Annotated in this window: 22 protein-coding genes; 6 read left to right on the top strand and 16 right to left on the bottom strand. The window is 66.7% G+C overall.

The annotated features are described in order from the left end of the window. Positions 1-11 precede the first annotated feature (11 nt). Entirely contained in the window at positions 12-761 is a 750-nt protein-coding gene (locus tag MCIT9_RS04230) for a PepSY domain-containing protein (RefSeq protein ID WP_317706169.1), read from the top strand. On the opposite strand, the gene MCIT9_RS04225 is transcribed toward MCIT9_RS04230, so the two are convergent. Together MCIT9_RS04225 and MCIT9_RS04220 are read right to left on the bottom strand one after the other, a co-directional pair. Further along, entirely contained in the window at positions 719-1,891 is a 1,173-nt protein-coding gene (locus MCIT9_RS04225) for a tetratricopeptide repeat protein (RefSeq protein WP_317706168.1), read from the bottom strand. The genes MCIT9_RS04230 and MCIT9_RS04225 overlap by 43 nt on opposite strands. After that, positions 1,888-2,577, bottom strand: coding sequence for an energy transducer TonB (locus MCIT9_RS04220; RefSeq protein WP_317706167.1), 690 nt, complete (start codon positions 2,575-2,577; stop codon positions 1,888-1,890). The genes MCIT9_RS04225 and MCIT9_RS04220 overlap by 4 nt, the downstream gene beginning before the upstream one ends. Before the next feature lie 47 nt (positions 2,578-2,624). Here MCIT9_RS04220 and MCIT9_RS04215 point away from each other — a divergent pair, with 47 nt between their 5' ends. Both MCIT9_RS04215 and nadS read left to right on the top strand, forming a co-directional pair. Further along, on the top strand, positions 2,625-2,975 hold the full coding sequence (locus MCIT9_RS04215; RefSeq protein ID WP_317706166.1) for a transcriptional regulator: 351 nt from the start codon (positions 2,625-2,627) through the stop codon (positions 2,973-2,975). After that, positions 2,959-3,246 carry a NadS family protein gene (gene nadS / locus MCIT9_RS04210; protein ID WP_317706165.1) on the top strand — a complete coding sequence of 96 codons (288 nt, stop codon included), beginning with the start codon at positions 2,959-2,961 and terminating at the stop codon, positions 3,244-3,246. The genes MCIT9_RS04215 and nadS overlap by 17 nt, the downstream gene beginning before the upstream one ends. Before the next feature lie 2 nt (positions 3,247-3,248). Here the strand turns inward: nadS and MCIT9_RS04205 are convergent, their stop codons facing one another. The 9 genes from MCIT9_RS04205 to MCIT9_RS04165 all read right to left on the bottom strand — a co-directional run bounded on the left by MCIT9_RS04205 (position 3,249) and on the right by MCIT9_RS04165 (position 10,467). After that, positions 3,249-3,653 carry an ExbD/TolR family protein gene (locus MCIT9_RS04205; protein WP_317706164.1) on the bottom strand — a complete coding sequence of 135 codons (405 nt, stop codon included), beginning with the start codon at positions 3,651-3,653 and terminating at the stop codon, positions 3,249-3,251. Between the two features lie 3 nt (positions 3,654-3,656). Further along, complete coding sequence (locus MCIT9_RS04200) at positions 3,657-4,160, bottom strand: MotA/TolQ/ExbB proton channel family protein (RefSeq protein WP_317706163.1); 504 nt, start codon at positions 4,158-4,160, stop codon at positions 3,657-3,659. Continuing rightward, the gene (locus MCIT9_RS04195) at positions 4,153-5,454 is read right to left on the bottom strand and encodes a MotA/TolQ/ExbB proton channel family protein (protein ID WP_317706162.1); all 1,302 of its coding nucleotides are present in this window, start codon (positions 5,452-5,454) and stop codon (positions 4,153-4,155) included. The genes MCIT9_RS04200 and MCIT9_RS04195 overlap by 8 nt, the downstream gene beginning before the upstream one ends. A gap of 122 nt (positions 5,455-5,576) precedes the next feature. After that, on the bottom strand, positions 5,577-6,326 hold the full coding sequence (locus tag MCIT9_RS04190) for a DUF3450 domain-containing protein (protein ID WP_317706161.1): 750 nt from the start codon (positions 6,324-6,326) through the stop codon (positions 5,577-5,579). Positions 6,327-6,328: 2 nt separating this feature from the next. Then, the gene (locus MCIT9_RS04185) at positions 6,329-8,767 is read right to left on the bottom strand and encodes a heavy metal translocating P-type ATPase (RefSeq protein ID WP_317706160.1); all 2,439 of its coding nucleotides are present in this window, start codon (positions 8,765-8,767) and stop codon (positions 6,329-6,331) included. Between the two features lie 141 nt (positions 8,768-8,908). Beyond that, positions 8,909-9,505 (bottom strand): hypothetical protein, encoded by a 597-nt coding sequence (locus MCIT9_RS04180; protein ID WP_317706159.1) that lies wholly within the window; start codon positions 9,503-9,505, stop codon positions 8,909-8,911. Next, the gene (locus tag MCIT9_RS04175; protein WP_317706158.1) at positions 9,505-9,909 is read right to left on the bottom strand and encodes a hypothetical protein; all 405 of its coding nucleotides are present in this window, start codon (positions 9,907-9,909) and stop codon (positions 9,505-9,507) included. The genes MCIT9_RS04180 and MCIT9_RS04175 overlap by 1 nt, the downstream gene beginning before the upstream one ends. 9 nt (positions 9,910-9,918) lie before the next feature. Beyond that, positions 9,919-10,101 (bottom strand): metal-binding protein, encoded by a 183-nt coding sequence (locus MCIT9_RS04170; protein WP_317706157.1) that lies wholly within the window; start codon positions 10,099-10,101, stop codon positions 9,919-9,921. A 120-nt stretch (positions 10,102-10,221) separates the two neighbouring features. Beyond that, a complete protein-coding gene (locus tag MCIT9_RS04165) occupies positions 10,222-10,467 on the bottom strand; it encodes a hypothetical protein (RefSeq protein ID WP_317706156.1) in 246 nt (81 codons plus the stop codon). Positions 10,468-10,746: 279 nt separating this feature from the next. On the opposite strand from MCIT9_RS04165, the gene MCIT9_RS04160 reads away from it, so the two are divergent. After that, a complete protein-coding gene (locus MCIT9_RS04160) occupies positions 10,747-11,832 on the top strand; it encodes an urease accessory protein UreH domain-containing protein (protein WP_317706155.1) in 1,086 nt (361 codons plus the stop codon). Here MCIT9_RS04160 and MCIT9_RS04155 read toward each other — a convergent pair. After that, positions 11,826-12,410: a DUF2231 domain-containing protein gene (locus tag MCIT9_RS04155; RefSeq protein ID WP_317706154.1), complete on the bottom strand. Its 585-nt coding sequence runs from the start codon at positions 12,408-12,410 to the stop codon at positions 11,826-11,828. The genes MCIT9_RS04160 and MCIT9_RS04155 overlap by 7 nt on opposite strands. A gap of 126 nt (positions 12,411-12,536) precedes the next feature. Here MCIT9_RS04155 and MCIT9_RS04150 point away from each other — a divergent pair, with 126 nt between their 5' ends. Continuing rightward, a complete protein-coding gene (locus tag MCIT9_RS04150) occupies positions 12,537-12,902 on the top strand; it encodes an HPF/RaiA family ribosome-associated protein (RefSeq protein WP_317706153.1) in 366 nt (121 codons plus the stop codon). A gap of 7 nt (positions 12,903-12,909) precedes the next feature. Here MCIT9_RS04150 and MCIT9_RS04145 read toward each other — a convergent pair whose 3' ends face one another. The 4 genes from MCIT9_RS04145 to queF all read right to left on the bottom strand — a co-directional run bounded on the left by MCIT9_RS04145 (position 12,910) and on the right by queF (position 16,884). Beyond that, a complete protein-coding gene (locus tag MCIT9_RS04145) occupies positions 12,910-13,131 on the bottom strand; it encodes a hypothetical protein (protein ID WP_317706152.1) in 222 nt (73 codons plus the stop codon). Beyond that, positions 13,128-14,927 (bottom strand): adenosylcobalamin-dependent ribonucleoside-diphosphate reductase, encoded by a 1,800-nt coding sequence (locus MCIT9_RS04140; protein WP_317706151.1) that lies wholly within the window; start codon positions 14,925-14,927, stop codon positions 13,128-13,130. Before MCIT9_RS04140 ends, MCIT9_RS04145 begins: the two co-directional genes overlap by 4 nt. Next, complete coding sequence (locus MCIT9_RS04135) at positions 14,915-16,429, bottom strand: FAD-dependent oxidoreductase (RefSeq protein ID WP_317706150.1); 1,515 nt, start codon at positions 16,427-16,429, stop codon at positions 14,915-14,917. Before MCIT9_RS04135 ends, MCIT9_RS04140 begins: the two co-directional genes overlap by 13 nt. Positions 16,430-16,527: 98 nt before the next feature. Continuing rightward, on the bottom strand, positions 16,528-16,884 hold the full coding sequence (queF, locus tag MCIT9_RS04130; protein ID WP_317706149.1) for a preQ(1) synthase: 357 nt from the start codon (positions 16,882-16,884) through the stop codon (positions 16,528-16,530). Positions 16,885-16,964: 80 nt separating this feature from the next. Between queF and smc the strand changes: the two genes are divergently transcribed. Continuing rightward, entirely contained in the window at positions 16,965-20,444 is a 3,480-nt protein-coding gene (gene smc, locus MCIT9_RS04125; RefSeq protein WP_317706148.1) for a chromosome segregation protein SMC, read from the top strand. Positions 20,445-20,453 lie beyond the last annotated feature (9 nt).

Genomic DNA, 20,453 nt, shown 5'->3' with positions numbered 1-20,453 from the left:
AAGCGGAAGCATTGTTACGGGTCGCAAAAATACTCCACCGGTGGCTGGCCATTGTCATCGGCATCCAGATTCTGGCTTGGGTTATCGGTGGGATTTACTTCAGCTGGACCGATCTGGACTGGATCCACGGTGATCACCTGCTCCGGCGGCCCCAGCCGGTCGCCGCCGGGGAGATCAACCCCCGGGTGCTGGCCACCGTACTCGCGCACCTGCAGGCGCGCGAAAATATTCGTGCCTGGAAACGCATCGATTTCATCGAGCCGCTGGACAAGGCGGTCATCCGTATCCGCTATCGGAACGATGCAGGGGAACGAACCGCATTGTTCACAGCCGCGGATGGCCGCCGGCTGCCGCCCCTGAACCGGGATCAGGCGCGCAAACTGGCCGAGCGCGTTTTTGTGCCCGATGCCCCGGTCAGCCGGATCGACTATCTGACCGAGCTGCCGCCGGGACACGAATACCGCGGCCATCCGTTGCCGGCCTGGGCGGTCCACTTCGACCATCCCGGCCATCCGACCGTCTATGTGGCCGCCGAACTTGCCGCCGTCACGGCGATACGCCACGACGGCTGGCGGGTTTTCGACTTCCTGTGGATGCTCCACACCCTGGACTTGCACAGCCGCGACGACATCAACAATCCGCTGCTGCGGACCCTGGCATTGGCGGGTCTGGCGGTGGTCCTGAGCGGTTACGGCCTGTATCTGGCGCTACGCCGGTTTCAGGGACAGCGCCGCTCCCGCCGGGCGCAGCGCAGCCAGTAACGGGCCTGCCGGGCCAGTTTCCTGTGGCGGCTAGCGGCGCGCAAATGCCTTACGGCCAGAGAGTGGCGGCCGGCCCGCAGGGCGGCGATTCCCGCCAGCAGATGGGCTTCCGCCGGGTTCACGCCTGCCTGCAGGGCGTGTTCCGCCGCCGTCAGGGCTGCCGGCCAGCGCTCCCGCTCCAGCTCGATCCGGGCCAGGGCCAGCCAGTCCTCCCCGCGGCCGTAACGCTGGGCCAGGGTGGCATAGACTGTGGCGGCGCGGTCCCGCTCCCGGGCCGCCAGCCATAGTTGTGCCTCCAGCGACAGCGTCTTCAGGTCATCGGGCAGGCGCTTTTCCTCGCGCCACTGCCGCAACAGGCGGGCGGCCTTTTCCGGAATGCCGAGGTGGGCGTGGAGCTGGACGATCTCCATCAGCGTCTGCCGCTTCAGGTCACCGGCGTGCCAGGCCAGCACCAGGGCGGCCAGCGCCCGGTGGATCTGGTTCTCCGTCAGATACAGGGCGGTCAGCTGGCGCCACAGGGCGGTATCGCCGGGATGGCGCTGCAACAGAGCTTTAAGGGCGGTTTCCGCCTCCCGGTAGCGCTTGCTTTCCAGGTAACAGGCCAGCAGCAGCCGGTACCAGTCTTCCGGCGCCTGGGCACGCAGTTTCAGGGCCCGGCGCAGGTGGCCGATGGCGCTGGAATAATTCTTTACCCGGTAGCGGGCATAGGCGGCCAGATACAGCACCTGAGGATCGGGCTTCTCCATCGCTGTCAGGGCTTTTTCCAGCCATGCGGCCGCCTGGCGGAAGCGCCTCCGCTGCAGTTCGATCTGCCCCAGTAGCAGCATCAGCTGGGGACGCAGGTCTCCGGGAAGATCGGGCGATTCCAGCGCCCTGCGGGCGGCGGCCGCCGCTTTGTCCAGGTGGTTCAGCCCCAGCTCGGCGTAGGCCAGATAGGTCTGCACCAGGGCCCGTTCGAGGCCGTTTCCCGCCTGCCGCTCCAGCTTCCTGAGCCTTTCCAGGGAAGCGGCGTAGTCGCCCTGCTGCTGCAGCTTCTCCACCTGCTGCAGGCCCCGGTACAGGGTGGGCGAAACCGTCGCCGCCTGCGCTGCACCCAGCCACAGAAACAGCAGCAGCCAGACCCGCTTCATCGCCGCAGCCGGAATTCCAGTTTCTGCTGCGCCCGCACCGCCACCGGCCTGCCGTCCCACTTCTTTGGCCGGAAACGCCAGTGCCGCACTGCCCGCAGCACCGCCCGGTCGAACACCCCCGGAGGACGGGATTCGATGATTTTGGGGTTCTTGACTTCGCCGGTTTCGGTGACGGTGAATTCCACCACCACATAGCCCTCGATCCGCCTCCGCTTGGCTTCGGGGGGATAGACCGGCGGGATACGGGCCACGGGGATCAGCTCCGAAGCGGAGATGAATGAAGGTGGCTGCGGTGGCAGGTGAACCGGACCCGGCGGACCACTCGTCTCCCCCTCCACCAGCAGGGACGGCAACGCCGGCGCCGCCACCTTGACCGAAGCCGCCAGCGGCACTTCCACCTTGAGAGCCAGATCCGGCACCGGAAGTTGCCGCACCGTGCCCCGCACCGGGGCCGTGGGCTGCGATGACGGCGATGGCGGCCGGGACGGGGGCGGCGGTTCGGGAACCGCCCGCCGGCGCGGCGGGGGCGGTGCCGCCTCGGCCTCGGGAAGACGGATGAAGTCGAGACGGTGGACGTGGAGGATTGGCCGCGATCCCAGCCGGTGACGGGCGATCAGCCCTGCCATGAACTGGAACAGCAGCAGATTGAGAGCCAGAGCCAGTACGGCGCACAGGGTCACGCGCATGGCATCCTCCTGGTCATGGATACGCCAATGGCGTACAATCGGCATGCATGATCACCGTCGCTGAAACCGGCGTCTTCCAACGCAAGGCTGCCAGTCTGTTGACGCCCGAGGAAAAAGCCGCCCTGATCGCTTATCTGGCCGAGCACCCCCAGACCGGCGTTCTCATCCCTGGCACCGGCGGGTTGCGCAAACTCCGCTGGGGCCGGGGTGTCAAAGGCAAACGCGGCGGTCTCAGAATCGTTTATTACTATCACAATGCGACCATGCCGCTGTATCTGTTGACCGTCTTTGGCAAGAACGAGCGTGTAGACCTGTCCGCGGAGGAAAGAAAACGCCTGGCCGCGATGGTCGAACAACTGATTGCCCAATGGAGAAAGCATTATGACCAAAGCATTTGACGAAATCGCCGCCGGCCTTGAGGAGGCCATCGGCCATGCCCAGGGAAAACCGACTCCGACAACCTTGCACCAGCCCCACATACCTGACGTCAAGGCAATCCGCCGGCGTCTGGGCATGAACCAGGAAAGCTTTTGCGCTGCCTTTGGCATCTCTCTGGGCACCTTGCGTCACTGGGAACAGGGCCGCCGCCAACCTCGCGGCGCCGCACGGGTGCTGTTGCAGCTGATCGAACGCAATCCCAAGGCGGTTCTGGAAACGCTGCAGGATTGACTTCACGGCTTGACCGTCGCCGCCACCGCCACGTGCTCGGCCCCGGCCAGGCGGGCGGCGTCGAGCGCTTCCAGCACCACCCCGGTGGGGGCGCGCTTGTCGGCCAGAATCACCACCCCGGCCTTGGGGTTCTCGGCCAGGAGGCGGGCCACGTGGGACTGGACGTCGCGGGGATCGACCACTTTCTTCTCGATCCACACCCGGCCGTCGGCGGTGACGGCGATAAACAGGGTAGCGTGTTCCTGGACCACCGCAGTGCTGGCCGCCGGCCGCTCCACCTCGACCCCGGCCTCCTTGGTGAAGGAGGCGTTGACGGCGAAGAAGATCAACAGGATGAACACCATGTCGATCAGGGGGGTGATGTTGAGGCTCGGGGGCGCGGGCGGCTCGAAACGCTGGCGCGGCACGGCTCAGTCCTCCCCGCTCAGTTCCAGGGCCAGGCGGTCGCGTTCAGCGCGGGCCCGCTGCCGCAGATAGCTGGCAAGCCACAGTCCGGAAAGCGCGGTCACCAGCCCCGCCAGGGTGGTGATCAGGGCCTCGGAAATGCCCGCCGCCATGGCGCGGGCGTTGGCGGTACCGAACACGGTGAGAACGTCGAAGACCTTGATCATGCCGGTGACCGTGCCCAGCAGCCCCAAAAGCGGCAGCGCCTGGGTCAGGGCGTCGATCAGCACCAGGGGGGCCGCCAGCCGCACCTCGGCCTGCAGCAGCACCGCCTGACGCTTGCGCTCCGCCACCGCAGGCTTCATCGGCGGCCGCCAGTTTTGCAGGATACGGCAATGCAGCCGCGGCCACAGGCGGCGGAGGAAATCCAGCCGCTCCAGGATCAGGGTCCACAGCAGGCAGGACAGGGCCAATATCACCCACAGCAGGCTGCCGCCACGGTCGAACAGGGTCCACAGTCCGTCAGCCATGATCGGCCTCGCTGTAGCGTTCCAGCAGTTCGGCCCCGGCCTGACTCACCTCGGCGACGAGGCGGTCGGCGCGGCTGCGCAGCAGGCTGTGGATCAACAGCAGCGGCACCGCCACCGCCAACCCTTCCTGGGTGGTCACCAGCGCCTGGGAGATGCCGCCGGACATGAGCTTGGGATCGCCGGTGCCGAACAGGGCGATGGCGTCGAAGGTCTCGATCATGCCGGTGACCGTCCCCAACAGCCCCAACAGCGGCGAGATCGTCGCCAGCAGCGCCAGGAAGGTCATACCGGCATAGAGACGCCGGCTCTCCTGCTGGATCAGCTCGTCGAGATACACCGCCAGCGCCTCCTCGCCGCCGTGGTTGTGCCGGGTCAGGGCCAGCTGCAGGCGGCCCAGGGGGTTGTCCGGACGCGGCTCGTCGCTGCGGCGCTGGCGCTCGATGCGCCGGGCGACCCGGCCCAGGACCAGACCCCGCACCAGCGCCAGCAGCAGCCCCAGCGCCCCCAGGGCGAGGATCAGGTAACCGATCACCCCGCCCTGACGCAGGCGCTCGCGCCAGTCGGGCTGCTGGATCATCAGCGCCAGCAGGGCGCCGCGGGAAGGATCGAGCGCCACCGGATGCCAGCCTTGCTGGGCCTGCTCCAGTTCGGCGGCCAGACGGCGGAAGCGGGCCGGCGGCTGCTGAGCCGGCTCCAGCAGCCGATCGCTGCCGGCGAGATAACGCAGATAATGACCGCCGGAAAAGGCGTTGAACACCCCGACCCGCACCACCGCACGCTTACCCTCGGTGCCGTCGGGGGCGATGACCGGCGCCTGGAAGCGCACCACCCGGCCGGCCTCGGCGATCTCGTCCAGGAGCAGGTCCCAGAGCCGGCGCAGATCGGCCAAGGTGGCCCGGTGGCGGGGTTCGGTGAGGGCAGCGAGAAAGTCCAGCCGCCCCGGCTTTTGGGCGTTGACCAGGGAGCCGGCGAGCATCGTCTTGATGGCGCTGGCGTTCTGACGCGCCTGGGTGAAGAGGTCCTCCATGTCCCCGGCCTCCTGGCGCCACTTTTGGTCCAATTCGGCCAGTTTTTTCTCGTTGGCCTCGAACCGGCTACGGAGGGCATCGGCGCGGGCCCGGGCGGCCTCCACTTTGGCCTCGAGCTGTTTCAGCAGACGCTGACGCTCCTGGTGATGCTCGAGGAAACGCTGCAACCGGGCTTCCTGGTGGCGATGCTCCTGCACCCCCTCTTTGCGGATGGTCTCGATCAACTGTTCCAGGGTGACGGCCTGAATCTGCACGGGCAGCAACATCAGCAACCACCACAACCATAAGAAAGGTGGGAATACTCGGCCTGGACGGCCGAGTACCGAGCGTCCAGGGACGGATTCACAGCGTCCCTGGAACCGGATTCCCACCTTCCTGCCCCCCAAGCTCATGGGACCTCCGGCGCCGGCACGGGCAGCACCACCAGATCCGGCGGCGCCTGCTTGGCGGCGATTCGCAGGGCGTGATCCAGGGGACGGAGGAAATCTTTCCCCAGCCGGCGCCAACTGCGGGTGTTCTCGTCCCACATCCCGGCCTCGTGACCGTCGAGGGTCAGGTAATACAGCCCGGTGCGGCCGAAGCGCAGGAAACGCACCGTGCGTCGCCGGCCGTCGTTTACCAGCGGCCCCTCGTAGGTTTCGGTGTTGTGACCGTAACGGGCCTCGATGCGGAACGCCTCCATCAGACGGCGGTATTTTTCCGGCAGGGCCACGTCGGCGCGGTTCATCAGCTCGCGCAGCGCCTTCACCCGCTGGCGGCGCTCCTCGGTGAGGAAGGGTGTGTCCACCTCAACGATCTTTTCCAGCGCCGTCAGCATTTCCAGCATGAACGGAAACAGCCTGCGCTTGAGGGTCTCCAGTTCCGCCAGCTGGCGCTCGCGCAGGGCCAGCTCCTGCTGCTGGTCGGCGACCAGCTTTTCCAGCTGGCCGTTGTAGCGTTCCAGTTCGTCCAGCTCCGCCAGCTTGGCGCGGTATTCTGCCACCATCCGGCGGGTCTCGTCGTCGAGCTGGTCGATGCGCTTTTGGATCTTGGCGGAATCCTGCTGGGTCTGCACCTGAAGATCGATGGCGCGGCCGACCGGATCGGCCCAAACCAAAGCCGGCACCAGCCATCCCGCCAGCAGGATGCTTCGCGTCATCGTCAGCACCGCTGCAGCCGCAGGGAATTGAGCACCACCGACACCGAACTCAAGGCCATGGCGCCGGAGGCGATCATGGGATTGAGCCGGCCCAGGGCCGCCACCGGGATCGCCACGGTGTTGTAGCCGAAGGCCCAGGCCAGGTTCTGGCGGATGACCCGCAGGGTGAAGGCGGAGATGTCGATGGCCTCGGCGACCTTTTCGATGTCGCCCTGGACCAGGGTGATGTCGGCGGCGTGGATGGCGATGTCGGTGCCGCTGCCGATGGCGAAACTGACATCGGCCGCCGCCAGGGCCGGGGCATCGTTGATACCGTCGCCGATCATCCCCACCTTTTCGCCTTCGGCCTGGAGCCGGCGGATGATCCTGAGCTTGTCGTCGGGCCTGGCGTGGGCCACGACCTCATCGATGCCGACTTGCCGGGCAATGCAGCGGGCCGCGGTTTCCACGTCTCCGGTCACCATCAGGGTACGAATGCCCATCCGGTGGAGGCGCTCGATGGCGGTGCGGGCGTTGGGCCGGGGCCGGTCGGCGATGCCGATCAGCGCCGCCGGCCATCCGTCGAGGGCCGCCAGCACCGGGGTCTTGCCCTCGCCCGCCAGCCGCTCCATCGCCTCTTCCAGCCCCTCCAGGGGGATCTCGTGACGCGCCAGCCAGCTTTGGTTGCCGATCAGCAGCCGGTGGCCGTCCACTTCGGCAGCGATGCCCTCGCCGGGCCGGGTTTCGAAGTCTTCCGCCGGGGCCGGTTCCACGCCACGATCCTGGGCGTACTCGACGATGGCGCGGGCGAGGAAGTGTTCCGAGCGCACCTCGGCCCCGGCGATCCAGGCCAGCAGCGCGGTGGCGTCGACCCGGTCGCTCAAGGGGATGAAGTCAGTCACCTGGGGCCGGCCTTCGGTGATGGTGCCGGTCTTGTCGAAGACGATGGCGGTCAGATGGGCCGCCAGTTCCAGGCTCTCGCCGTTCTTGATGTAGATGCCGCGGCGGGCCGCCTGGCCGGTGCCCACCATGATCGCCGCCGGGGTCGCCAGCCCCAGGGCGCAGGGACAGGCGATCAGCAGCACCGAGATGGCATTGCCGAGGGCGGTGGTAAAGCGGGCCCCGGCCGCCAGCCAGCCGCCGAAGGTCAGGGCCGAGATCCCCATCACCGTGGGCACGAACACGGCGGAGATCCGGTCCACGGTCTTCTGGATCGGCAGCTTGCTGGCCTGGGCCTGGTCCACCATTTGGACGATGCCCGCCAGCACCGTGTCCGGCCCCACCGCGGTCGCCTTCATCTTGAAGGCGCCGGGGCCGTTGATGCAGCCGCCGATCACCTTATCGCCGGGATTTTTCACCACCGGCATCGACTCGCCGGTGAGCATGGATTCGTCGACGGTGGTGGTGCCCTCGATCACCTCGCCGTCGGTGGGAATGCGTTCGCCGGGCCGCACCAGGAGGATGTCGCCCACCTGGACCTGATCGATGGGGACGATCTCTTCCCTGCCGTCCCGGATCCGGGTGGCGGTCTCCGGCTGCAGGTCGAGCAGTTTGAAGATGGCCTCGTGGGCCTGGCCCTTGGCCTTCTCCTCCAGCCAGCGGCCCAGAAGCACGAAGGTGATGATGCCGGCGGCGGCCTCGAAATAGAGCTCGCGATGGCGCCCCAACAGCAGGGCCGGCACGCTGTAGCCATAGGCGGCGCCGGTGCCCAGGGCCACCAGGGTGTCCATGTTGGCGCGGCGCTGCTTGGCCAGGGCGAGGGCCTTGTCGAAAAAGGGCCGGCCGCTGCCGAAAACCACCGGGGTGGTGAGGAAGAACTGGACCCAGTGCCAGATCCGCGCTTTGGGCATGACCATGGCGATGACGATGGCGGGGGCGCTGAGCAGCGCGGCACGGACGCAGCGGCGTTTGGCATCTTCGATGCGCCGCCGCTCGCGTTCCATCAGCAGCTTGCGCTGGCTCAGGGTGTCGAGGGGGTGGGCGCGGTAGCCGAGCCTCTCGATCAGGCGGTAGATGTCCTCCTTGGGCAAGGCCCCGCAGACGGTGGCGGTCTCGCTGGCGAAGTTGACCTGGGCCTCGCGGATGCGCGGGTCGCGCTGCAAGAGCATTTCGATCAGCAGGGCGCAGGAGGCGCAGGTCATGCCCTCGACGGCGAACTGGGTCTCCACCACCGGGGCGTTGGGATCGACGGGCTTTTTCTCGACGATCTGCGGTTTGGCGGTGGCCAGGTTCTCGAGGATGGCGTCGCAGATCCTGAGCAGGTTCTCGGCCGGCAGGGCCTTGGGATCGAACCAGACGGTGACCGAGCCGATCTCCGGCACTGCCTTGACCTGCTTGACCTCCGGGCGCTTGGTGAGGAGGATCTCGAACAGGTAGGTCTTTTCCGGATCGCCCTTGAGCACGGGCGAGATGATGCGGATCCGTCTTCTCAAGCGGTGGGCGGTCTGGAAATGTTTCGGCATCGTATTTCCCCAATTCTGGGGCCGCAGGGAACGGGTGGAGGAGCGTACTCGGCCTGGATGGCCGAGTATCGAGCCCCAAGGGAAGGGTTCACGGCGTATCCGGAACCCATTTCCTGCGGCTCCACCACAGCGTGAAAATGGTTAATGCTTCGGCAGCCGTGACTTCACCAGCAGATAAGTCAGGTAGAACACTGCCGCCCAGTTGTAGCGGTTCCTGACCGGGTGGGGCAGCCAGTCGTGGACAATGCGGTGCCAGTGGACCTTGATGAGATACAGCACCAGCACGTCGTTGGCGAACTCGAAGGCGAACTTCCGCGGATCCTCGATGATGGCGCCGCCTTTTCCCAGCACTCCGCGGCGGGCGAGGATGCCGAAGGCGGTGGCGGTTTCCCTGAGCGCCTGGAGCTGATTGCGGATCCAGAGCACCGGGCGGCTTCCCTTCACCCGCGCCAGCAGCGGGCGGCGGGGCGCCGGCGAGCGGGCTTCCAGCTTGCCGCTGCGTTCCAGCTCGGTGACGATGCGGTGCAGGTGGCGGGCCAGCTCCTGGAAGGAAACGAAGGGCTCGTGATAGCGGATCGACAGCTTGTTGCCGCCAAGACGCACCCGATACACCCCGTCCACTTGGCGCAGCGCCGCCACCAGTTCCTGAGCCGCCGGCGGCCGACACAACTGCGGCGGCAGCTGAAAGCGCACGTGCCCGGGGGCGCGGTAGCGCAGAATGATCTTGCGGGTGAGCATCAGGACTTGGTTTCGCCTTCTTCCTGGGTTTCGGCGATGATATCCTCCAGATTCTCCTTGGCGCCGAGAACGAAGTCCTTGCCTTTCTCACCGACGCCGGCGACCGTGGCGATGATCTCCTTGCGGTACTTGTACACCACGACCCCGGCGACCACGCCGAGACCGAACATCAACAACGGGTGACGGGATAGACGACTCATCAAACCTCCTCCAGTGGTAACAACAGCGGCTTTGACCACATGGGCGCCGGGATTGCCGGCCCCATGCATCATGGGGTGCATTTCCATCATCATCGGGCCGTGGGGGCCGGAACCCATCGGACCGTGGGGACCGGGCATGACAGCCTTGGCAGCATGGGCGGCCGCCTCGGCCATTTTCTTCTTGTCGCCGTGTACGTGAGCCATGATTACCTCCTACTTGGTTTTTTCTTCCGCGGTCTGCGGATCTTCGACGATCTCGTCCTCGTGCAGCATGCGGTAGATCCCCAGACAGCCCTCGCAGCAGAAGCGCTTGACGCCGTCTTTGGTCTTCAATTCGAAATCGGGGATTTCCACCAGCAGGGAACAGAGATCGCAGCTGGGTTTTTCTTCGCTCATTCAAGCCACTTGGGGTTGCAATACCGACCCTGCAATTCTAACACCGACCCTGGGGGATAATAAAAAACGGGCGCCCTCCCTGGCGCCCTTCTCCAGCCGACAGGTTGGAAGATTAGAAACTCAATGACAACTGAAACCTCCGCCCACATCGCCGCATTCCTCGGTTTTGCCGCCGTTGACCGCCCGGCTCGAGGCGCGCATCAGCGCCATGCGCATCGCCCCGGTCAGGGCCGTGCCCAGCCCCAGCCGGGAGGCCACGGCAGGCACCAGGATCAGGGCGGCGACCGTCAGGGTCGTCCCCAGCAGCAGCGATCCGGTATCGTATTGGGATGCTTGGGAAACCGTGGCAATGGCTTTTTCACTCATGGCAGTCACCTCGTGAATACGGTCGATAACACTATCGACCTTATTAGGCACTAAATGTGCCGTATTTTTTAATCTATTGTTTTTATTAATGTTTTTATAAAATACCATGAAATACTTCCGGAAAAGACTGCGGCATATCCAGCAAAGTGCTGGATATGCCGCAGTCCTAGCATCCCGCTTTCCACAACTGCAGCCGCGAAACCGCTGGATTTCAGAGATTACATGATTCTTGCTTAACTCAAAGGTTCATCGCCGATCAACCACGGAGATTTCCGCCCCATGCCCGCAACGCTAAAACGCTGGCTCGGCTTGGCCTTTGGCCTGCTGGGCATTCTGTTCATCGTCTGGCTCGACGCCCGGTCGGGCTTTCACGGCCACCGCCCCCTGTCACAGGTCAACTACACCCTGGCGCTGATGATCGGCTTCATGACCAGTTTCCACTGCGTGGGCATGTGCGGCGCCCTGGTGCTCAGCTATACCACCCAGGATGCCGCCCTGGGAAGGCCCCGCTATCTCTCCCACTTCTGGTACGGTCTGGGAAAGACCCTGTCCTACACCGCCATCGGTGCGGCATTTGCCACACTCGGCGGCATTATCGCCTTCACCCCGGGGCTGAGGGGGGCGATCGCCATCGCCGCCGGGATCTTTCTGATCCTGTTCGGCCTCAACCTGCTGGGCATCATCCGCCTGCGGGTACAGCTGCGCACCCCGCCGGCGCTGATGCGCTTTCTCGGCCGCCAGTACAAGAAGCACAGCCACCCCTTCGTCATCGGCCTGCTCAACGGCCTGATGATCGTCTGCGGGCCGCTGCAGGCCATGTACATCCTCGCCGCCGGCACCGGCGACCCGCTCCAGGGGGCGGCGCTGCTGTTTTGTTTCGGCATCGGCACCCTGCCGCTCATGCTGGGTTTCGGGATCTTCGCCAGCACCCTGGCCAAGAGCGTCGGCCCGGTGCTGGTGAAATTCTCCAGCGTGGTGGTGATCCTGATGGGGGCGGTGATGCTCAACCGCGGCCTGATCCTGACCCGCAGCGATTACGATCTTGCCAGCCTGATCGCCCGCGCCGAAACCTGGGTGAGCCAGATGCGTTCCCCGGCAAAGCCGCTGCGGATCATCCGCATGCAGGTCAACGCCGAGGACTTCGAGCCGGATCACTTCGTGCTTCAGGTCGGCACGCCGGTACGCTGGGAAATCGAGGTGGCGGAAAACGCCTTCTGCCGCAGCGAGCTGGAAGTGCCCAGCTTCGGGCTGAAGATCGCGCTGACGCCGGGCAGCCATGCGGTGGAATTCGCCCCGCCGCGCACCGGGCTGATCCTGTGGCGCTGCACCGAACCCCAGCGCTGGGGGGCATTCACGGTTCAGTGATGATGGTGCTCATGCCCGGAAGCGTGGCTGTGGGGAACAATTTCGTGCAGCCATTCCCGGATCTCGTCCCAGGCGCTGCCGTGACGATGGCCTGAGGCACCGGGCGGCCAGGCCGGCACCGCCTTCACCCCGACGCCGTACTTGTACACCATCAGCCCACCGTAGTCAGCCGCCAGCACCAGATTGAGCACCATGAACAGCGCCAGCAGCAAATGGAACAGCCGGCCAAGCAGACAGAACCGCCCGCGGTTGAGAAAACGCCAGATCAGCAGCAGCCAAGCCAGGGCGGTGGCGTTGAGGGCGAAGTAACGGTGGGTTTCCAGGATCTCGTGGACCTGCGGCGGATGGGGAACGGTCAACGCCGCCTGCAGGCCGAAAGCAGCCGCGACGCTGGCTCCCAGCGCCCCCAGCCCCAGCAGCCAGTTGGCCACCACGAACAGGGGGCGGCTGCGCAAAACCGCCGCGAGCAGATCGACGAGGAAAAAGACGCTGAGAAAGGCGATGGGAAAATGCACCCAGAGGGGGTGCCAGTTCATCATCTCCCGCAAACCGGGAAAAATCTCTACAATGAAGGTCATGGCGCGCGCCCGTTTCCATCCGTTGCCGACAGCATAGCGGCCGCGCCGGGACCGGGCAAGCCGGGTGACGGCTTGCTAAGATAGGTCCCCGAATCCCATCCGATTCACGAGCAACAAGGAGTCATCATGCAGATACCATTGCAGGTCACCTTCCGCGGATTGCCGCATTCCGACGCCATGGAAGCCAAGATTCAGGAAAAAGCGCAGAAGCTGGAGCGCTACTACGACAAGATCACCAGCTGCCGCGTCATGGTGGAACGCACCCACCACAAGCATCAAAAGGGCGATCTGTATCACGTCCGCATCGACCTGACCGTGCCCGGCAAGGAAATCGTCATCAGCCGCGAGCACCACGACAACCACGCCTACGAGGACGCCTACGTCGCCATCCGCGACGCTTTCCAGGCCGCCGCCCGTCAGCTGGAGGAATACGCCCGTATCCAGCGCGGCGAGGTCAAGGGCCGGGGCAACCAAAAAGCCGCCCTGGGCTGATCCCCTCTCAACCCGCCCGTTCCGCCATCCAGACCGCCACTTCGGTCAGCAAGCGCTGGGGAACGGGCGGTTTCATGCCGTGCACCAGCAGCAGGCCGCCCCGAGGCCTTTCGGCTTCCCGCCACAGCAGGTGCAGCGGTTCCCGACGGTGGGGAACCGCAACGAAATAGCTCTCCCCCCAGCGGGGATAGGGGCGGGTGACCCACTGGCGGCAGGCGCTGTCCTTCAATCCCCTTCCCGGTCGATGTCACAGCAGTGGCGTTCGGTCACCAGGACGCTGCCGCGGACCGGATTGGGGCGATACGTGGTGCAACCCTTCAGACCCAGCTCGTAGGCGCGGTGATAGACGTCGCGGAAGGCTTCGAAGGGATAATCCTCAGGGATGTGGATGGTCTTGGAGATGGCGCTGTCCACGTGGCGCTGCAGCACCGCCTGCATCGCCAGATGGGCCTCGGGAGACAGTTCGGTGGCGGTGACGAAGAAATCCGGCAAGGCGCCGTCGCCGTAGCGCCGGCGCCACAGGGACCAGGCGGGGTCGGTCACCTCCACCAGGCGGCATTCCCTGCCCCCCAGCTGCAGGCGGCGCTGATAGCGCCAGGCGAATACCGGCTCCAGGCCGCTGGAGACGTTGCCCGCCAGCAGGCTGATGGAGCCGGTGGGGGCGATGGCGAGCAGATGGCTGTTGCGCAGGCCGTGGGCGGCAATGCCGTCGCGGATGTCCTGCGGCAACCGGGCGACGAAGGGACCCTGGGGATAGACCCGGGGTTCGAACAAGGGGAAGGCGCCCTTTTCCCGGGCCAGGGCGATGGAAGCCCGGTAGGCGGCGTGACAGATCGTCGCCATCACCTTCTCGGCCAGCCGGCGGGCGGCGTCGCTGTCGTAATGCAGCCCCAGGAAGATGAGGGTGTCGGCCAGGCCGGTCAGCCCCAGGCCGATACGGCGGGTGGCGCGGGCGCGGCGGCGCTGCTTCTCCAAGGGGAAGCCGGACAGGTCGATGACGTCGTCGAGAAAACGCACCGCCACCGGCACCAGGGCGGCGATGGCGTCCAGATCCAGCCGGGCCCGGTCGCTGAAGGGCTCGCGCACGAACCGCACCAGGTTGATCGAGCCCAGGTCGCAGGCGCCGTAGGGCGGCAGCGGCAGTTCGGAGCAGGGATTGGTGGTGTGGATGCGCTCGCAGTAATGGAGATTGTTGAGCCGGTTGATGCGGTCGAGAAACAGCACGCCCGGCTCGGCCACCTCGTAGGTGGCGTGCATGATCCGGTCCCACAGCTGGCGGGCCCTGACGGTCTTCAGAATCCGGCACGGCACCGGTTTGTCGTAACCGGGCCAGTCCCGCAGCACGCTGCCCTCGCCGCAGCCGGGGGTCAGCTGCTCGGCGGGAAACACCAAAGGCCAGTCGCTGTCCTGTTCCACCGCCGCCATGAAGGCATCGGACACGGTCACCGACAGGTTGAAGTTGCGCAGCACCTGCGGGTCGCGCTTGGCCTCGACGAATTCCTCCACGTCGGGGTGGTCGCAGCGCAAGGTCGCCATCATCGCCCCGCGGCGGCTGCCGGTGGACAGCAGCACCGCGCATCCGACATCGAAGATGTGCATGAACGACACCGGCCCGGAAGCCACGGTGCCGGCGCTTTCGGCCCGGGTGCCGCGGGGACGCAGGGTGGAAAAGTCGTAGCCCACACCGCCGCCCTGCTGCATGGTCAGGGCGCCTTCCTTGAGGGCCTCGAAGATGCCGTCGAGGCTGTCCTCCATCGGCCCCATGGCGAAGCAGTTGAACAGGGTCACCTGGCGGCGGATGCCGGCGCCGGCGAGAATGCGGCCGCCGGGGAGGAATTTGAAATCCGCCAGCAAATCCAGGAACCGGTCCTGCCACAGCGCCGGCTCCACCTCCACACTGGCCACCGCCTGCGCCACCCGCCGCCAGGTTTCCCGGATGTCGGCCTCGCCCGGAGCGCGGTACTTGCTCTCCCAGACGATGCGGGAGATTTCCTGGGGGAACGGCGCCCCGGTCACGGCCGCCACAGCCCTTCCCGACGCATGCGCTCCTCCAGCTCGGCCAGTTCGCGCTCGCGCTCCATGCCGGCGACGGCGTGGACCTGACCGTCCCTGACGAAATAGGCGATGAAATCGTATCCGGCCGGATCGCCGTCGTAGCGGATCTCGTCCCAGTCCGCGGCGTGGCCGAAATACTGCAGGGTGCGGTTGTACTGGCGGGTCCAGAAGTACGGCACGCCGCGGTATTCCAGACCGGCGCCGGCCACGTTGGCGCCGGCGAGGCGGCCGTGCTGGGCGGCCACGCGCCAGTGCTCGACCCGGATCGGCGCGCCGCTGCGCCAGTCGGGAAAGCAGGCCAGATCGCCGGCCGCATACAGTCCCTCCGCCGCCCGCAGGCCCGCATCCACCAGGACTGCGCCGTCGTCGGCCTTGCTGACGCCGGTGACGAAATCCGTCGCCGGGCGCACCCCCACGCCCACCACCACCAGATCGGCCGCCAACTCGCTGCCGTCGTCCAACGAAACCCGCTCGACCCGGCCGTCGCCTTCGAAAGCCTTTACCGTGCGTCCGAGGCGGAACGCCACCCCGTGATCCTCGTGCAGCCTGTGCAAGGCGGCGCCGATTTCCGGCCCCAGCACCCGTTCGAAGGGCACCGTCTCCGGCGCCACCACCGTCACCGCGATGTCCCGCCGGCGCAGGCTCTGGGCCACTTCCATGCCGATGAAGCCGGCCCCGACCACCACCGCCCGGCGGGCCGCCTCGGCGGCCTGGCGCAGCTGTTCGCCATCGTCCCGGGAACGCAGGAAAAAGACCCCGCCCAAATCGATGCCCGGAATCGGCGGCCGGCGGTTGACCGCGCCGCTCGCCAGAATGGCGGCATCGTAAGCGAGCGCCGTGCCGTTGCTGAGCGTCGCCTGCCGGGCATCGGCCGCCAGGGCGGTCACGGACGCCTCAACCACTTCGATGTCGCGGGCGGCATAGAAATCCGGCGTTCGCAGCGGCAGCCAGCTCTCCGGCGCCTCGCCGCTCAGATACCCCTTGCTCAGCAAGGGGCGGTCGATGGGGGGAAACTCAGCGCCGGTGACCCACACGATCCGGCCGCCGAAACCGTGGTCACGCAGTACTTCCACCGCATAGGCCCCGGCACAGCCGCCGCCGATCACCACGCACAGACGGGAATCGGCGGGATCGCGCCGCGACGGTGGCGGCGACTGGCTTTGCTCGGGGATCGTGACCCAGACCTCGCCGTCATCGACCCGCACCGGATAGACCGGCAGGCCATCCAGACCCGGCGGCTCCAGCAACGCCCCGCTGCGGGCGTCGAAGCAGGCGTGGTGCCAGGGGCAGACGATACGGCCGTCGCACAGGGTCCCGGCCGCCAGCGGCGCCTCGTAGTGGGGACACAGCGCCCCCAGGGCATGGAAACCGTCCTCCAGCCGCAGCAGCAGGACAGCGGTGGCGCCGGCCTGAACCTGTTTCATCCGGCCGACGGCCAGATCCGCTTCCCGGGCGACTTTGAATTCGGCCATGACGCACCTCCTCCGTTTACGGCGATTATCGTCCCGTCGCCGCCTTGCATCAAGGGCCGCAAGCCCGATGGAGCTGGGTGATCTGCGGTTCCGGAAGCTCAGTCCCTGCGGTATTCCGCCGTCACCGTGGTATAGATGCCGCCACGGACGTTGAACCTGGCCTCGATCCGCATCCAGCGCGGCCGGCAGGCGGCCACCAGGTCGTCGAGAATCCGGTTGGTGACGGCCTCGTGGAAGGCGCCCTCGTCGCGGTAGGACCACAGATACAGCTTGTAGGACTTGAGTTCGATACAGCGCTGGTCGGGAACGTACTCGATCAGAATGGTGGCGAAATCCGGCTGGCCGGTCTTGGGGCACAGGCAGGTGAATTCCGGCGACTCGATGCGGATGGTGTAGTCGCGCTGCGGGTTGGGATTGGGGAAGGTTTCCAGCTGCTTGCTCGGTTTGGCGGTCATGGTGTTTTCTGAAGGAATGGGAGAAAGGTCGATATAATAAGCGATTCTTCGCTTAGACGCCCTGCGGGCGGCACCATTCCATGCGCCTGGAAAAGATCAGACTGGCCGGCTTCAAATCCTTCGTCGATCCCACCACCCTCGTCCTGCCGGGGCGGCTGATCGGCATCGTCGGCCCCAACGGCTGCGGCAAGTCCAACCTCATCGACGCGGTGCGTTTCGTCATCGGCGAAAGCTCGGCCAAACACCTAAGAGGCAGCGCCATGAGCGACGTCGTCTTCAACGGCGCCGCCGGGCGGGCGCCGGCCTCGCTGGCGACGGTGGAGCTGATCTTCGACAACAGTGACGGCCGCGCCGGGGGCGAGTGCGCCAACTACGCCCAGATTTCGGTCAAACGCCAAGTGTCCCGTGAGGGCCAGTCCCAGTATTTTCTCAACGGCAGCCGCTGCCGCCGCCGCGACATCATGGACCTGTTCCTGGGCACCGGCCTGGGGCCGCGCAGCTACGCCATCATCGAACAGGGCATGGTGTCGCGCTTCATCGAAGCCAGACCCGACGACCTGCGCCTGTTCATCGAAGAGGCCGCAGGACTGTCCAAGTACAAGGAAAGGCGCCGCGAGACCGAACTGAAGCTGGAGCACACCCGCGCCAACCTGGAACGGGTCGCCGACGTCCGCGCCGAACTGCAGACCCAGGTCAACCGCCTCGCCCGTCAGGCCAAAAAGGCGGAGAAGTTCCGCGACCTGGCGCGCCAGATCCACATCTGCCAGCATCAGCTTCTGGCCCTGCAGTGGCGCGTGGCCGACGACGAATACCGCCGCACCCAGGCCCGGCTGGCCGAAAGGGAGCGCGACCTGAAGCAGCACGAGGCCGCCTGGCGGCAGGCCGAAGCCGAAGCCAGCGCCGCCCGGGAGCGGGTCGATCGGCTGGAGAAGCAATTGCAGCAATGGCAGGCCAAACGGTACCAGCTGGACGCCGACATCGGCCACAGCGAGCAGACGGTCAAGCATCTGGAGGAAAAAAAGGCCCAGCGCCGCCAGACCCTGGAAGAATGGCGCCGGGAACTGGAGCGCACCCGCGCCGCCCTGGCGCAGGACCGCCAGCAGCTGGAGGAACTGGCTCGCCAGCGCCACCAGCTGGAAACCGAGCTGGAAGAAGCCCGGAAGCAGGCCCACGCCGATACCGAGCGTCAGCGTCAGACCGAAGCCGAATGGCAGGAAGCCCGCCGCCGCTTCGCTCAGTTGCGCGACCGGCAACGCCAATACCGGCACGAAGCGCAGCTGGCGGAATCCGAAACCGGGCACCTGCAGCGCCAGCAGGCCCAGCTGCAAAAGCGCCTGCAGCAACTCGATGCCCAGCGCGAAGCACTGGAACAGGCCCAGGGCCGCTTCGATGCCGCCGCCTGGCAGCAGCGCCTCGACCAGGCCCAGAGCGCCCACCGCCAGTGCCGCCAGCAACTGGCGCAGCTGGCAGCCGAAATCCAGTCTCTCGAGCAGCAGCGGGAACAGCAGCGCCGGGAACTGGCCCGGCTGGAACGTGAAAGCCACCGCATTCAGGGCCGCATCAGCGCCCTGGAAACCCTGCAACGCCACGCCCTGGGCAAGGATCAAAAAGCGCTGCAGGACTGGCTGACCCGCCAGGGCTGGCAGGAACTGCCCCGGCTGGGGGAAACCCTGGAGGTGGAACCGGGGTGGGAACAGGCGCTGGAGGCCGCGCTCGGCCACTGGCTCGAGGCCCTGTGCCATGAAAGCCTGCCGATGCCGCCGGAGACGCCGCCGGCCAGCCTTTCCCTGCTGGCCACCGCGACCGCCGCCCCCCCGCAGCCAGACACCCTGGCGGCCAAAATCCTCAAGGGCCCGGTGCCCGCCTTCCTGAACCGCTTCCGCTGCTGCGCAGACCTCGCCACCGCCCTGGCCCGGCGCGACCGCCTCGCCCCTCACGAATGCTGGATCACCCCGGCCGGCGAACAAGTCGGTCCCGATCACTGCCACCTCCCCCGCCCCGCCGACGAGGAGGCCGGGGTGCTGGCGCGGCAGAAGACCCTGCGCGAGCTGCGCGACCGCCTGGGCCGGCTGCAGCGTCAGCACCGCAGCGTTCAGGCCGAACTGACCCGGCTGCAGGAAACCCTGCAAACCCACACCCGGCAGCAGGAAACCCTGCAGGCCCGCGAACGCGACCAACACGCCGCCCTGGCCCGGTTGCAGGCCGAACACCAGGCTGCCCAGCGCCAGCACCGGGAAACCGGCCAGCGCCTGGAACAACTGGCGCGCGAACGTCAGGAAACCGAACGGGAAAGCAGCCGGATCGACGCCAAACTGGCCTCCCTGGACCGCCGGATCGCCACCCTGCACCAACAGACCACCGAACTGACCGATCAGATCCAAGGCCACGAGGCCCGGCTCGACCGTTGCCGCCAGCACCACGAGACCGCTGCCGCCCAGGCCCGTCATAGCCGCGAACAGGTCACCCGGCTGGAAGCCGCGCTGGAACACGCCAAGCGCACCGCCGACCTGCTGGCCGGGCAACTACAGCGCGGCGACCGGCAATGCCGGGAACTGTCCCAGCGCCTGGCCGAGGCCGAAGCGCGCCAGGACGCGGAGGCCGAACCCCTCGCCCGTGCCCACGAGCAACTGGAGGCGTTGCGCGCCCGCCGTCCGGAACTGGAGGCGGCGCTGGCCGCCTGCCGGCGGGAACTGGAACAGGCCGTGGAAACCTTGCGGACCCTGGAAGGCCGGCGCCGCCAGCAGGAACAGGCCCGCGACCAGGCCCGTCAGCAGGTGGAGCAGGCCCGTCTGGCGGCCGAGGCGGCGCGGGTGCGTTTCGACGCCGCCCGCGCGCAAGTGACCGACGCGGATGTCGAGCTGGCACCCCTGCTGGAGACCCTGCCGCCCGAGGCCGATCCGGCCGTGTGGCAGCAGCGCCTCAAGCAGCTGGAACGGGATCAGGACCGCCTGGGGGACGTCAACCTGGCCGCCATCGAGGAACACAAAACCCATCGGGAACGGCTGGACTTCATCGACAGCCAGTATCAGGATCTGGAAGCCGCCCTGGCTCTGCTGGAGAAGGCGATCCGCACCATCGACCGCGAAACCCGGACCCGCTTTGGGGAGACCTTCACCGCTGTGGACGGTCATTTCCGCCAGCGTTTTCCCGCCCTGTTCGGCGGCGGCGAGGCGCGGCTGGAGCTGACCGGGGACGACCCGCTCGAAGCCGGGGTGCGCATCGTCGCCCGGCCGCCGGGCAAGCGCAACAGCTCCATCCATCTTCTCTCCGGCGGCGAGAAGGCCCTGACCGCCGTCGCCCTGGTGTTTTCCTTCTTCGAGCTCAATCCCGCCCCCTTCTGCATTCTCGACGAGGTGGACGCCCCGCTGGACGATGCCAACGTAGGTCGCTTCTGTCAGCTTCTGCAATCCATGGCGGAGCGGGTACAATTCCTGTTCATCACCCATAATAAAATCACCATGGAGATCGCCGACCAGCTCATCGGCGTCACCATGCGCGAGCCCGGGGTGTCGCGCATCGTCTCCGTGGATCTTAAACGCGCGGCCGAAATGGCGGCCTAGAGGGGAGTG

Source organism: Methylomarinovum caldicuralii, from assembly GCF_033126985.1.
GTDB classification, from domain to species: domain Bacteria; phylum Pseudomonadota; class Gammaproteobacteria; order Methylococcales; family Methylothermaceae; genus Methylohalobius; species Methylohalobius caldicuralii.
The sequence above is the reverse complement of the archived record's forward strand: the minus strand, read 5'-3'. Positions and strand labels throughout refer to the sequence as shown.